General features: G+C 61.5%; 11 protein-coding genes. 8 read left to right on the forward strand and 3 right to left on the reverse strand.

Annotation, left to right across the window (positions count from 1 at the left end; translation table 11 throughout):
• Positions 1-30: 30 nt before the first annotated feature.
• Together fdhF and ACLH1U_RS02315 are read right to left on the reverse strand one after the other, a co-directional pair.
• Positions 31-2,181, reverse strand: a complete 2,151-nt coding sequence (gene fdhF / locus ACLH1U_RS02310) for a formate dehydrogenase subunit alpha (RefSeq protein ID WP_072420010.1) — start codon at positions 2,179-2,181, stop codon at positions 31-33.
• Between the two features lie 246 nt (positions 2,182-2,427).
• A complete protein-coding gene (locus tag ACLH1U_RS02315) occupies positions 2,428-3,507 on the reverse strand; it encodes a malate/lactate/ureidoglycolate dehydrogenase (protein ID WP_032453190.1) in 1,080 nt (359 codons plus the stop codon).
• A 303-nt stretch (positions 3,508-3,810) separates the two neighbouring features.
• Here ACLH1U_RS02315 and ACLH1U_RS02320 point away from each other — a divergent pair, with 303 nt between their 5' ends.
• The 3 genes from ACLH1U_RS02320 (at position 3,811) to ACLH1U_RS02330 (ending at position 7,806) form a co-directional block, all read left to right on the forward strand.
• Positions 3,811-4,899, forward strand: a complete 1,089-nt coding sequence (locus tag ACLH1U_RS02320) for an ABC transporter substrate-binding protein (protein ID WP_374014621.1) — start codon at positions 3,811-3,813, stop codon at positions 4,897-4,899.
• A 74-nt stretch (positions 4,900-4,973) separates the two neighbouring features.
• Entirely contained in the window at positions 4,974-6,743 is a 1,770-nt protein-coding gene (locus ACLH1U_RS02325; protein ID WP_004189548.1) for an ABC transporter permease, read from the forward strand.
• Positions 6,736-7,806 (forward strand): ABC transporter ATP-binding protein, encoded by a 1,071-nt coding sequence (locus tag ACLH1U_RS02330; RefSeq protein WP_002908292.1) that lies wholly within the window; start codon positions 6,736-6,738, stop codon positions 7,804-7,806. Before ACLH1U_RS02325 ends, ACLH1U_RS02330 begins: the two co-directional genes overlap by 8 nt.
• Positions 7,807-7,813: 7 nt before the next feature.
• Here ACLH1U_RS02330 and ACLH1U_RS02335 read toward each other — a convergent pair whose 3' ends face one another.
• Positions 7,814-8,185 carry a VOC family protein gene (locus tag ACLH1U_RS02335; RefSeq protein ID WP_048335932.1) on the reverse strand — a complete coding sequence of 124 codons (372 nt, stop codon included), beginning with the start codon at positions 8,183-8,185 and terminating at the stop codon, positions 7,814-7,816.
• A gap of 500 nt (positions 8,186-8,685) precedes the next feature.
• Here ACLH1U_RS02335 and ACLH1U_RS02340 point away from each other — a divergent pair, with 500 nt between their 5' ends.
• The 5 genes from ACLH1U_RS02340 (at position 8,686) to ccmB (ending at position 13,942) form a co-directional block, all read left to right on the forward strand.
• Positions 8,686-9,441 (forward strand): gluconate 2-dehydrogenase subunit 3 family protein, encoded by a 756-nt coding sequence (locus tag ACLH1U_RS02340; protein ID WP_004175724.1) that lies wholly within the window; start codon positions 8,686-8,688, stop codon positions 9,439-9,441.
• A gap of 2 nt (positions 9,442-9,443) precedes the next feature.
• Positions 9,444-11,228 carry a GMC family oxidoreductase gene (locus ACLH1U_RS02345; RefSeq protein WP_102003965.1) on the forward strand — a complete coding sequence of 595 codons (1,785 nt, stop codon included), beginning with the start codon at positions 9,444-9,446 and terminating at the stop codon, positions 11,226-11,228.
• A gap of 10 nt (positions 11,229-11,238) precedes the next feature.
• Positions 11,239-12,579 (forward strand): c-type cytochrome, encoded by a 1,341-nt coding sequence (locus ACLH1U_RS02350; RefSeq protein WP_180812814.1) that lies wholly within the window; start codon positions 11,239-11,241, stop codon positions 12,577-12,579.
• An 83-nt stretch (positions 12,580-12,662) separates the two neighbouring features.
• Positions 12,663-13,286: a cytochrome c biogenesis heme-transporting ATPase CcmA gene (ccmA, locus tag ACLH1U_RS02355; RefSeq protein ID WP_048297691.1), complete on the forward strand. Its 624-nt coding sequence runs from the start codon at positions 12,663-12,665 to the stop codon at positions 13,284-13,286.
• Complete coding sequence (ccmB, locus tag ACLH1U_RS02360; RefSeq protein WP_023290026.1) at positions 13,283-13,942, forward strand: heme exporter protein CcmB; 660 nt, start codon at positions 13,283-13,285, stop codon at positions 13,940-13,942. The genes ccmA and ccmB overlap by 4 nt, the downstream gene beginning before the upstream one ends.
• The last annotated feature ends 27 nt before the right edge of the window (positions 13,943-13,969 follow it).

Raw genomic sequence — 13,969 nt, forward strand, 5'->3', positions numbered from 1 at the left:
GAGGGAAGGGAGCGCGCGCGCTCCCTGAGGTCAGACGTCGGCGGCGGCTTTCAGTCGCGCCTTCATGTCGCTGTAGGCGGTCCAGGCATAGCGCTCCGCCCACTGCTGGTCGGCAATCGCTTCCACTTTCACCGCACAGTATTTGGTCTCCGGCGTTTTGGAGATTGGGTCCAGGTTATCCTGGGTCAGCTCATTACAGGCGCCCACCCACCACTGATAGGTCATATAGACCGCGCCCGGGTTGATGCGATCGCTGAGGTCGGCGCGGGTGATGATCTTTCCGCGCCGGGAGCTTACCCACACCAGCTGTTTGTCGGCGATCCCCAGCCGTTGCGCATCCACGGGATTCATCTGCACCCGTCCCGGCTCGTCGGCCAGCGACTGCAGCGCGGCGCAGTTGCCGGTCATCGAGCGGCAGGAGTAGTGCCCCACCTCCCGCACCGTGCAGAGCACCAGCGGCCATTCATCATCCGGACGCTCCGCCGGCGCGCGCCAGGCGGTGGCGAACAGCTGCCCTTTACCTGATGGGGTGTCGAAGCGGTTGTCTTTATACAGCCACGGCGTGCCGGGGTGGTCAAGGGTCGGGCATGGCCACTGAACATGGCCCATATCGCCCATTTTCTCCCAGGTCACGCCGTAGAACAGCGGGCAGAGCTCGCGCATCTCGTCCCAGATCTGCTGGTTGCTCTCATAGTGCATCGGATAGCCCATTTCGCTGGCCAGCAGACTGATGATCTCCCAGTCGCGCTTCACATTCCCCGCCGGCGGGATCGCCTGTTCAAACCGCTGAAACCCGCGGTCGGCGCAGGTGAAGACGCCGCCGTGCTCGCCCCATGAGGTGGCCGGCAGCAGGACATCGGCAATCTCCGCCGTTTTGGTCATGAAGATATCCTGCACCACCACGAAGTCCAGCGCCTCGATGCCCTTGCGCACCAGGCCGAGGTCGGCTTCGGTCTGCAGCGGATCTTCGCCCATGATGTAGTAGGCTTTGATCTCGCCCGTCAGCGCCTTATGCGGCACCTCGGTGATGCGGGTGCCGACCTGGTCATCCATCTGCGCCGGGTCGATCCCCCAGGCGGCGGCGAATTTCGCCCGCACGGCCGGGTCGGTGACCTCCTGATAGCCGGGGAACAGGTTCGGCAGCACGCCCATATCGCAGGCGCCCTGTACATTGTTTTGCCCACGGACCGGGCCCACGCCGACGTTCGCCCGTCCCAGGTTGCCGGTGAGCAGCGCCAGGCTTGCCAGGCCGCGCACCACATCCACCGCCTGGCCAAACTGGGTGACCCCCATGCCCCACATAATGGTGGCGGAAGGGGCGGCGGCAAACATGCGCATTGCCTCGCGGATCGCCTGCGCGCTGACCCCGACAATCCCTTCCACTGCTTCCGGGGCGTAATCTTTCACCGCCTCGCGGTAGGCATCCAGCCCTTCGGTATAGCGTTCGACATAGGCTTTGTTGTACAGCTCTTCTTCCAGCAATACATAGCCGAAGGCGTTCACCAGCGCCATGTTGCTGCCGTTGTTAAGCTGCAGATGACGGTCGGCTATGCGTGCGGTTTCAATGCGTCGCGGATCGCAGACGATGATTTTGGCGCCGTTTTCCCGGGCTTTGATCACCCGGCGGGCGACGATGGGATGGGAGTCGGCGCAGTTGTAGCCAAAGACCAACAGGCATTTCGAGTTTTCGATGTCGCTTATCGAGTTGCTCATCGCCCCGTTGCCCAGCGCCTGCTGCAGCCCGGCGACGGAAGGGCCATGGCAGACGCGGGCGCAGCAGTCGACGTTGTTGGTGTTCAGCACCGCGCGGGCGAACTTTTGCATCACATAGTTGGTTTCGTTGCCGGTGCCGCGCGAGGAGCCGGTGGTCATGATGGCGCGCGGGCCATGCTTCTCTTTGATCTCCCTGAGCTTGCTGGCGGTATAGCGAATCGCCTCCTGCCAGCTGACCGGCGTGAAAGCGCCGCCTTTCTGGTAGCGGATCATCGGTTGTTTAAGACGGGGCGTCAGGAGCTGCGTGTCGTTAAGAAAATCCCAGCCGTAATAGCCTTTCAGGCACAGCTGGTTCTGGTTGGTGACGCCGTCGGCGGCTTCCGCGCGAATGATTTTATTGTTGTCGACAACCAGTTTAAGTTTGCAACCCGCCCCGCAGTAGGGGCACACGCTCGTGATTTTTTTCATCAGTAACAGACCTGTTAACAGTGAACAGAGGATCGCTGTCGCGCCGGGCCCGACGGGCAACGATCGCGGTATCGCCTGGTGGTGATGCGGACGCAGGCCCGCTGCGCTATGCAGGTCTCGTGCCAGAATTTAATTTATTGATTTACAATGAAAAATAACAGAGGAAGGATGACGGGAGCGTGACCTCGTCACTAATGACGATGACGCAGAGCGCCGACGTCAGACGCTCTGCAGGGGATAATGCCGCTACGCGAGAGGGCGGCAGCGGGCGATATGCGACTCGCTCAGGCCGACGTCGCGCGCGGCGGCGCAGATTGCCTGCCAGCTGCCTGCATCCAGCGGGATCCCCTCGGCCAGACGCGCTTCGCGGTTGGCGGCCTCCCATTCGCCGGGGGCCAGCACCGGGGCATCGGGATCGTGCGGCGACTGTTTACACCATGCGATAAAGGCCTCCGTCTGCGCCTGGCTGTCCGGGGCATCGAACGCGTCCGGTCGCAGGATCACGGTGGTCATGCAGTTAAAGATGGCGTCGACGCTGGTCTGCAGGCTTTCCTGATGGGTGGTTTGCCCCCCGGAGAGCGCGCCGCCGAGCACTTCGCACAGTGTCGCCAGGGCATAGCCTTTGTGCTGGGCGAAGGTGAGCAGGGCGCCCAGCGGCGAGGTCTGCATCACCGCCGGGTCGGTGGTGGGCAGCCCCTGGGCGTCGATCAGGCAGCCGGGCGCCACGGCTTCTCCTTTGTGCCAGGCGACGCGGGTTTTACCAAAGGCGATGGCGCTGGTGGCGTAGTCCAGCAGCAGCGGCGGATGGCCCGCGCGGGGAAACACCACGCACAGCGGGTTAGTGCCGAAGCGGCTGTCTTTTCCGCGGAACGGGGCGACCATCGGGTCGCCGATCACGCTGACGAAGTGAATGGAGATCAGCCCGGCGGCGGCGCACTGCTCCGCCCAGTAGCCGATGCGTCCGACGTGATGCGCATTGCGCAGGGCGATAGCCGCCATGCCGTGCTGCTTCGCCTTTTCGATGCCTAACAGCATCGCTTCGTGGGCGACCACCTGGCCGAAGCCGGCGTTGCCGTCGAGGGTGACCACGGCGCCGGCGTCTTTGGTGACCGTGGCGTGGCGGTTGAGCTGCAGAAAGCCGCCGGCGTGGGATTTGACATAGCTTGGGATCATCCCGACGCCATGGGAGTCATGCCCGGCCAGGTTGGCGGCGATCAGATGGTCGGCGACCAGCGTCGCTTCTTCTGAGCGGCTGCCGAGATGGGTAAACAGTGAGACGACAAACTGATGCAGATCCGTCGCCAGAAAGCGGTGTCCTGTTGGCACTGATTCTCTCCTGTAGTCTGTTGTTATTTTGTTATGTTTGCCGTTTTATGCTGCGCCGCCCGGCGCAGAAGGTCAAGGGCGGACTCTCCCGGCGACAGGCCACTGCGCCAGCGCCTGCGTTATACGACAGACGATAAAAAACCGGTCCGGGATCGCGTTTTAATTAACGTCATAAACACCACATTTTTAAATTCTGCCACTGTCACAAAAGCCAGAAAAAAGCCAGCCCCGGCGTTGCAAGGGGAGCTGATACCACTATATGTTAAATTTGTGTTTATTAATTGATGATTAAAGGTTGGTATCATGTATAAGAAAATAAGTGGTTTAGTGGTTTCACTGACGGCCGTTTTCGCCTGTGCCGCCTGGGCGGAGGTGCCTGCGGGTTATCCGACGGATTATCAAAAAACGGTTGATGCCGCCGTCAAAGAGGGCAAGGTGGTGATCTATTCCACAACCGATACCAAAGCGGCCGGGCCGTTAATTAAAGGATTTGAAGCGCAATATCCAGGCGTAAAAGTCGAATATAACGACATGAACAGCACCGAGCTGTATAACCGCTATATCAGCGAGCAGGCCGCCGGGGGCGGCAGCGGGGACGTGGTGTGGAGCTCATCGATGGATACGGCGCTGAAATTAGCCACCGAGTATGCGGAACAATATGCCTCGCCGGAGGTGAAGCAATTACCCGACTGGGCGGTGTGGCAGCAGAAAGCCTATGGCACCACCTACGAGCCGGTGGTATTTATCTATAACAAACGGCTGATCCCGCAGAATGAGGTCCCGGACTCGCACACCGCGCTGGCCAAATTGATCGCCAGCCAGGCCGATAAATTTAAAGGCAAAGTCACCACCTACGATATCGAAAAATCGGGCCTCGGCTTTATGCTGGCGGTCCAGGACAGCCAGGCCGACGCGAACTATTTTACCGACCTGGCGAATATCGCCAAAGGCGGCCTGACGGTGCAGTCTTCCACCGGCACGATGATGGAGCGCGTCTCCTCTGGCGAAAACCTGATCGGCTATAACATTCTTGGCTCCTATGCCGAAGCGCGGGCGAAAAACGATCCCTCTTTAGGCATCGCCTATCCGAAAGATTACGTGCTGGTGCTCTCCCGCGTCTCGTTTATTAGCCAGGAGAGCGAACATCCCAATGCGGCGAAATTGTGGCTGGATTATGTCCTGTCGGAAAAAGGCCAACAGATCCTCGCCAGCCAGGCGGATATTCCCTCTCTTCGTCGCGATATTGAAGGCAAAAATGATATCGACGGCATGACCACGCTGCTGGGCAAAGCGTTAAAACCGATCCCGGTCAACGAAACGCTGCTGGATTATTTACAGCCGCAAAAACGTCTGCAGTTTATTAAACAATGGCGCAGCGCCGCCGCGAAATAATCCTCCCCCGGGGCATCGCCGATGCCCCTTATTCACACCCGGCGGGTTTATTCACCTGACCAAAGGGATGAACCATGAATGTATTACGCAGAAAGTGGCAGGGGCTGCCGCGCGGCGTGGTGGTGTGCATCACGGCGCTGGTGATTTACGTCCCGCTGTTATTTATTGTGGTGCAGAGTTTTCTCTCCGCGCCGTTCTTTTCCCGCTCCAAATCCTGGAGTCTGGAAGCCTTCGCCTTTATTTTTACCGACCCGGATTTTTATCTGGCGTTAAGGTCAGGGTTTATTCTGGCCTTTGGCCTGGTGATTATCGCCATTCCGCTGGGCGGTATTTTGGCCTTTCTGATGGTACGCACCGATTTACCCGGCCGGCGGTTCATTGAGCCGCTGATCCTGGTGCCGATCTTCGTCTCGCCGATGGTGCTGGGCTTTGGCTACGTGGTGGCCGCCGGGCCGGTAGGCTTCTTTTCCCAGTGGGCGCAGCAGCTGATCGGCTTTGTGCCGTGGAATATCTACTCGATGTTCAGCATTGTGGTCATCGCCGGCTTAACCCACGTGCCGCACGCCTATCTCTATATCTCCTCGGCGCTGCGCAGCGTCGGCTCGGATGTGGAAGAGGCGGCGCGCACCGTCGGCGCCACGCCGCTGCAGGTGATGACTTCGGTGAGTCTGCCAATGGTGCGGCCCTCCATTCTTTACGCCTGCGTGCTGCTCTTTTTCCTTGGTCTGGAAGTCTTCGGTCTGATGCTGGTACTGGGCGACCCCGAGGGCAACATGGTGCTGGCGACCTATCTCTACAAGCTGACCAATAAGCTTGGCACCCCCTCCTACCATCTGATGGCGGCGGTGGCGGTGGTGCTGATCTGCATCACCATCCCGCTGGTCATGCTCCAGCGTCGGCTGATGCGCACCGCCAACCGCTTTGTCACCATGAAGGGCAAGGCGTCGCAGGCGCGGGCGCTGCCGCTGGGCAAATGGCGCTGGGTGGCCGGGGCGGTGGTGGTGGCCTGGCTGACGGTGACCATCGGCGTCCCGCTGCTCGGCGTGGCGCTGCGCGCCTTTATCTCCAACTGGGGCGTCGGCGTGTCGCTGTGGGATGAGCTGTCGCTGACGACGTTCCACAATATCTGGCAGCAGCCCAACCTGCTGCGGGCGATCGTCAACTCGATGGCTATCGGCATCGTCGGCGGCGCGCTGGCGGTGATCTGCTATCTGTTTGTCGGCATCGCCATGCACCGCAAAGCGGACAACGTCACCCGCTTTCTTGACTACAGCGTGCTGGTCCCGCGCGCGGTGCCGGGGCTGCTGGCCGGTCTGGCCTTCCTGTGGGTGTTCCTGTTTGTGCCGATGTGGCTCGATCAGTCGCTGAAGCATGGCTGGCTCTCGGCGCTGCCGGTAGCGGACTGGCTGCGGGAGCACCTTATCGTGCAGCTGCGCGCGCTGCGCAATACCATCTTCAGCGTCTGGCTGGCCTACACCGTGGTATGGATGGCCTATGGCCTGCGGCTCATCTCCTCGACGCTGCTGCAGGTGGGCCCGGAGCTGGAGGAGGCGGCGCGCAGCACCGGCGCCTCGCGGGGGCAGATCACCCGCCACGTCACTGTCCCGCTGTCGCGCTATGGGCTGATTGGCTCCTGGCTGCTGATGTTTCTGATCTTTGAGCGCGAATATTCCACCGGCGTCTATCTGCTGTCGCCGGGTACCGAAACCATCGGCTCGATGCTGGTGTCGCTGTGGGCGGCGGGGGCCATCGATATCGTCGCGGCGCTCTCCTTTATCAATATTCTGCTGGTGGTGATTGGCCTTGGCATCGCCCTGCGCTTTGGAGTGAAATTACATGATTGAGTTATCGGTAGAAAATCTGCATCTCACCTATGGCGACAACCCGGTGCTGAAAGGGGTGTCGATGACGCTCGGCCGGGGAGAGGTGGTGTCGCTGCTGGGGCCTTCGGGAAGCGGCAAAACCACGCTGCTGCGGGCGGTGGCCGGGCTGGAGAAGCCGACGAGCGGACGGATCGCCATCGGCAATCGCACGGTGTACGACGGCACGCCGCGCAGCGAAATCCCGGCCGAAGAGCGTAACCTCGGCCTGGTGTTCCAGTCCTATGCCCTGTGGCCGCACAAAACGGTGTTCGACAACGTGGCCTATCCGCTGAAGCTGCGTAAAGTCGCCGCCGGGGAGATAAAAGAGCGGGTGCAGCGCGTGCTGGATCAGCTGGGGCTGGGGCATCTTGGCAACCGCCATCCGCACCAGCTCTCCGGCGGCCAACAGCAGCGGGTGGCCATTGGTCGGGCGCTGGTCTACAACCCGCCGGTGATCCTGCTGGATGAGCCGCTCTCTAACCTCGACGCCAAGCTGCGCGAGGAGGCGCGGGTGTTTCTGCGCGAGCTGATCATCAAGCTGGGCCTCTCGGCGCTGATGGTCACTCACGATCAAAATGAAGCGATGGCCATCTCCGATCGTATTCTGCTGCTGAACAATGGCGTCATCGAGCAGCAGGGGACGCCGCAGGAGATGTACGGCAGCCCGGCGACGCTGTTCGCCGCCGAGTTTATGGGCAGCAATAACCGCCTGCACGGCAAGGTGATGGCGCTGGAGAACGGCAGGGCGCGCATCGAAGGCGCCAGCTGGAGCCTGTGGGGGCGAGCGGGCGAGGGGGTCAGCGTCGGCGAGCCGGCGACGGCGGTGATCCGCGTCGAGCGCCTGCGTCTTGACGGCGCGGCGCAGGATAACAGTCTCCAGCTACCGCTGCTGACCAGCATGTACCTCGGCGACCGCTGGGAGTACCTGTTCCGCACCGAGGGTGACGACTTTCCGCTACGCGCCTACGGAACCGCGCTGCGCGATGCTGAACACTGCCATCTGACGCTCCCGGCGGAGGATGTGTGGATTTTTCCGCAGCGGTAACCGTTTGTTAAGACGCCAGATGGCACACGGCTTCAATATTGTGCCCGTCTGGCGCAATCACAAAGGCGGCGTAGTACCCGGCGTGGTAGTTGGGCCGTAACCCCGGCGCGCCGTTGTCCTTTCCTCCGGCGGCCAGCGCCGCCTGCCAGAAGGCATCCACCTGCTCGCGGCTGTCGGCGCGAAAGGCGATATGCAGCGGCGCCGGTTTGTCCGCACTTTGATAGAGACACAAAGAGACATCGCCGCTGCCCGCCAGCTCTGCGCCGTAGGTCGGCTCGCCTTCATCGACCAGCGTTACGCCAAGCGGGGCCAGAGCCTGTAAAAAGAACGCTTTGCTGGCGGCATAGTCGCTGACGCCGAATTTCACATGATCGAACATCTCTTCTCTTCTCCTGTGGACGGGTATCGCCAGCCGAACGCGTTAGCCGGGAAATAGATGCAAAATAGTTAACAACGGGTAGTAACTTTTTTAACAGCTCAAAATGTTTAATTATTCCTAATACGAGTATTTACAGACGTTTAATCTGCCATGTACCATAAACAAAAAATAACATTTGTGATACAAGTCACTCTTTTTTGGCGCATGGGTAAGCTCAGCGCGGTGTGAACGCCGCCGGTTTACCGCCTCAAGGTTATGGCAGCACCCTTCTCACGATGACATTCCGGTGAATTTCTCTCCGATTTCCCGCGTTTCGTTGAGAATCGTCTACTATCCAAACGATAACCCTATAAATGATATCGCCTCTGGCGATGTTTTATCCGACTTGCCGGTCCGGGCCAGACGCTAAGCGGTTTAAAAGCGCAATGGTATCGGTTCCGGCACGACATTCACTGGTTTTGTCAGCGACAAAAACAGTAATTTTCAATGACAGGAATGTGATGATGTCGAGCGAGAAAACTAACAATTCCAGGCGTGATTTCCTGGTGAAATCGATGGCGCTGATCCCGACGGTGGTGATCGGCGGCGCGGGAGCAGGGGCCATTGGCGTGGCCACCAGCGCGACCGCGCAGGCGGCCCCCGCTTCAGAGCCAGCCTCCGGGAACACGGCGGCGGCCAGCGACTGGAAGCCGCAGTTCTTCAACGATCGTGAGTGGGCGTTTATCAACGCCGCTGTCGCTCGCTTAATCCCGGCGGATGAACTTGGCCCCGGCGCTAAAGAGGCCGGCGTGCCGGAGTTTATCGACCGCCAGCTCAATACCCCTTACGCCACCGGCTCCATCTGGTATATGCAGGGGCCCTTCAACCCCGACGTGCCGAAAGAGATGGGCTATCAGCTGCCGCTGGTGCCCAAACAGATCTATAACCTCGGGATCGCCGATGCCGAGGCCTGGTGTCAGGACAAGTATCACAAGACCTTTGCTGAACTGAGCAGCGAGCAGCAGGACGAGGCGCTCGGCCTGTGGGAATCGGGCAAAGCTGAGTTCAAACAGCTACCGGCTTCGCTGTTCTTCACCTATCTGCTGCAGAACACCCGCGAAGGCTTCTTCAGCGACCCGATCCATGGCGGTAACAAAGGCATGGTCGGCTGGACGCTGATTAATTTTCCCGGCGCGCGCGCCGACTTTATGGATTGGGTTGAACGGGGCGAACGCTACCCCTTCCCGCCGGTATCAATTAATGGGGAGAGGGCGTAATCATGGCCACCGTATTGAAAAAAACCGATGTCGCGATCGTCGGCTTCGGCTGGGTTGGGGCGATCATGGCCAAAGAGCTGACCGAAGCCGGGCTCAACGTCGTGGCGCTGGAGCGCGGCCCGATGCGCGACACCTGGCCGGACGGCGCCTATCCGCAGGTGATTGATGAGCTGACCTACAACATCCGCCGCAAGTTGTTCCAGGATCTGTCGAAAAGCACCGTCACCATCCGGCATAACACCAGCCAGCAGGCGGTGCCGTATCGCCAGCTGGCGGCCTTCCTGCCGGGTACCGGCGTGGGCGGCGCCGGGCTGCACTGGTCCGGCGTCCATTTCCGCGTCGATCCCATCGAACTGCGGATGCGCAGCCACTATGAAGAGCGCTACGGCAAAAACTTCATCCCCCAGGATATGATCATCCAGGATTTCGGCGTCACTTACGACGAGCTGGAACCGTTCTTCGATAAAGCGGAGAAAGTTTTCGGCACCTCCGGGACCGCCTGGTCGATCAAAGGCAAGGTCGTCGGTAAAGGCCGCGGCGGCAACGCCTTCGCCCCGGACCGTTCAGATGACTTCCCGCTGCCGGCGCAGAAAAACACCTGGTCGGCGCAGCTGTTTGAAAAAGCGGCGCTCGAGGTGGGCTACCATCCCTACAACCTGCCGTCGGCCAACACTTCCGACTCCTATACCAACCCGTACGGCGCGCAGATGGGCCCGTGCAACTTCTGCGGTTTCTGCAGCGGCTACGCCTGCTACATGTACTCCAAAGCCTCGCCGAACGTGAACATTCTGCCGGCGCTGCGCCAGGAAAAACGCTTTGAGCTGCGGACCAACGCCAACGTGCTGAAGGTCAACCTGACCGACGACAAATCCCGTGCCACCGGCGTGACCTACGTCAACGGCCAGGGGCGCGAAATGGAGCAGCCGGCGGACCTGGTGATCATCGGCGCCTTCCAGTTCCATAACGTGCACCTGATGCTGCTCTCCGGGATCGGCAAACCCTACAATCCGGAGACCGGCGAAGGGGTGGTGGGGCGTAACTTCGCCTACCAGAACATGACCACCATTAAGGCCATTTTCGACAAAGATACCTACACCAACCCGTTTATCGGCGCGGGCGGCAACGGCGTCGGCGTCGACGACTTCAACGCCGACAACTTCGACCACGGCGCGGCGGGCTTTGTCGGCGGTTCGCCGTTCTGGGTCAACCAGGCCGGGACCAAGCCCATCTCCGGTTTCCCGGTACCGCCGGGCACCCCGGCGTGGGGCAGCAAATGGAAAGCGGCGGTGGCCGATACCTACACCCATCACCTGTCGATGGATGCTCACGGCGCGCACCAGTCCTATCGGCAGAACTACCTCGATCTTGATCCGAACTATAAAAACGTCTTTGGCCAGCCGCTGCTGCGCATGACCTTTGACTGGCAGGAAAACGACATCAAGATGGCGCAGTTTATGTTCGATAAGATGGCGCCGATCGCCAAAGCGATGAAGCCGAAATATATCCTCGGCAGCCCGAAAAACGCCAACAGCCACTTTGATACCACCACCTACCAGACCACCCATATGAACGGCGGGGCGGTGATGGGGGAAGATCCGAAAACCAGCGCCGTTAACCGTTATCTGCAAAGCTGGGACGTGCATAACGTCTTCGTCATCGGCGCCTCCGCTTTCCCGCAGGGGCTGGGCTATAACCCAACCGGCACGGTGGCCGCGCTGGCGTACTGGTCAGCGAAGGCGATCCGCGAGCAGTATCTGAAAAATCCGGGTCCCCTGGTGCAGGCATAAAGGAAGGCAGATGATGAAAATGCAATGGTTATCGGCCCTGGTGCTTGGGGCATTGAGCTGCGCGGCCTTCGCCGAAGAGGCGCCTGCGGACAGCAATCTGATTAAGCAAGGGGAGTATCTGGCGCGGGCGGGGGACTGTGTCGCCTGCCATACCAACGGCAAAGCGGGCAAACCTTTCGCCGGCGGTCTGCCGATGGAGACGCCGATCGGCACCATCTACTCCACCAATATCACGCCGGATAAAGAACACGGCGTCGGCGGGTACACCTTCGAAGAGTTTGACGACGCGGTGCGCAAGGGTGTGCGGAAAGACGGTTCCACGCTCTATCCGGCAATGCCGTATCCCTCATTCGCGCGGATCAGTGAAGCGGACATGCGCGCCATGTACGCCTACTTTATGCATGGCGTGGAGCCGGTGAATGTCGCCAACAAGGACACCGACATCCCGTGGCCGCTGTCGATGCGCTGGCCGCTGGCGTTCTGGCGCGGCATCTTCGCCCCGACGCCGAGCGACTTTGTCGCCAACCCGCAGGTTGACCCGGTGCTGGAGCGCGGTCGCTATCTGGTGGAAGGCCTGGGCCACTGCGGCGCCTGTCATACCCCGCGTAGCCTGACGATGCAGGAAAAAGCGCTCAGCGAAAGCGAAGGCGATGATTACCTGGCGGGCAGCAATGCGCCGATTGACGGCTGGGTCGCCTCCAGCCTGCGCGGCGAAAATCGCGACGGTCTGGGGACCTGGAGCGAAGCCGAGCTGGCTGAGTTCCTGAAAACCGGACGTAACGATAAATCGGTGGTCTTCGGCGGCATGAGCGATGTGGTGGAGCACAGTCTGCAGTATCTCTCTGATGACGACATCACCGCCATCGCCCGCTATCTGAAGTCGCTCCCGCCGCGCGGCGGCAAACAGACCCCAGCCCCGGTGGAAGACAGCGTGGCGAAAGATCTGTGGAAGGGTAACGACAGCAAAACCGGCGCCGCGCTGTATGTCGATAACTGCGCCGCCTGCCACCGCACCGACGGCGCGGGCTACCAGCGCGCCTTCCCGTCGCTGAAGGGCAACCCGGTGGTGCAGACCGAAGATGCCACTTCGCTGATCCACATCGTTCTGACCGGGAGCACCACGCCGGCGGTGAAAGATGCGGTCTCCAACCTGACCATGCCGTCGTTCGGCTGGCGTCTGGACGACCAGCAGGTGGCGGATGTGGTCAACTTCATCCGCACCAGCTGGGGCAACAACGCGCCGGCGGTCAGCGCCAGCGATGTGGCGAAGGTGCGTAAGGAGACCGCGGCGCACGATGAGAAGGCGTTAGGCAACGCCGATATCTCGAAGCTGCCGGGGGCCGGACAGTAACCGTCAGGGTTGCGTCGCCCGCGCGACGCAACCCTGACTTAGCCAGGACGTAAAATACTGTCTGAATCAAGGAGTTTGCCTTCATGCTGCATGCAGAGCGACTGACCTGCATCGTTGACGATCGACCGCTGTTTGCGGAGCTGACGCTGTCCCTTGCTGCCGGCGAGCTGCTGCAGGTCGCCGGTGATAACGGCGCGGGGAAAACCTCGCTGCTGCGGATCCTTTGCGGCCTGGCGCGCCCGGAAAGCGGGGTGGTGAGCTGGCAGGGCCAGCCGCTGGCCCAGGTGCGGGAGTCATTTCACCGGCAGCTGCTGTGGCTGGGCCATAAGCCCGGCGTCAAAGCGGCGCTGACCGCCGATGAAAACCTGCGTTTCTTCTTTCCGGCCAGCCGCCTTCAGCAGCGGGAAAGCGCCCTCGCCGCCGTCGGCCTGGCGGGCTATGAAGATCTCCCCTTAAGCCAGCTCTCCGCCGGGCAGCAGCGCCGGGTGGCGTTAACCCGCCTGTGGTTAACCGATGCGCCGCTGTGGATCCTCGATGAGCCGTTCACCGCCCTCGATGCCACGGCGATAGAAACCCTGACCCGTCGCCTGGAGCAGCACGCCCGGCAGGGGGGAAGCGCGATCCTCACCACCCATCAGCCGCTGCGGCCGCTGGGCTGCCCGTTGCGCACCCTGCGCCTCGGCGACGACGGCGGGAGGCGGCAATGATGAGAGCGCTGTTGGCCCGGGAACTGCGCCTGGCGTGGCGCAGCGGGGCGGAGATCCTCAATCCGCTATGGTTCTTTCTGATCGTCATCACCCTGTTTCCGTTCGGCGTCGGCGCCGCGCCGCAGCTGCTGGCGCAGATTGCGCCGGGCGTGGTGTGGGTCGCCGCGCTGCTGGCGGCGCTGCTGGTGATGGATCGGTTGTTTCGCGACGACTGGCAGGACGGTTCCCTGGAGCAACTGATGCTTCTGCCGACGCCGCTGGTGGCGGTGGTGCTGGTGAAGGTGGTCGCTCACTGGATGATGAGCGGCCTGCCGCTGCTGATCGTCTCGCCGCTGGCGGCGTTGCTGCTGGGGATGAATCTGCACGACGCCGGCGTGCTGGCGCTGACCTTGCTGCTTGGCACGCCGACGCTCAGTTTTCTTGGCGCGGTGGGAGTTGGCCTGACCGTCGGCCTGAAGCGCGGCGGCGTCCTGCTGAGCCTGCTGGTGCTGCCGCTGGCGGTGCCGCTGCTGATTTTCGCCACCGCGGCCTGCCAGGCGGCGGCGGCCGGGCTTCCGGTCGGCGGCTATCTGGCGATGCTGGCGGCGTTCTTAACCGCCAGCGCCACCCTGTGCCCGTTCGCCACCGCCGCCGCGCTGCGGCTGACCGTGCAATAATTCGCTGCGCCTGCGGGCGCGGCCATC

It is taken from the genome of Klebsiella sp. 1SOBk5mer (assembly GCF_046603115.1).
Classification (GTDB): Bacteria; Pseudomonadota; Gammaproteobacteria; order Enterobacterales; family Enterobacteriaceae; genus Klebsiella; species Klebsiella quasipneumoniae.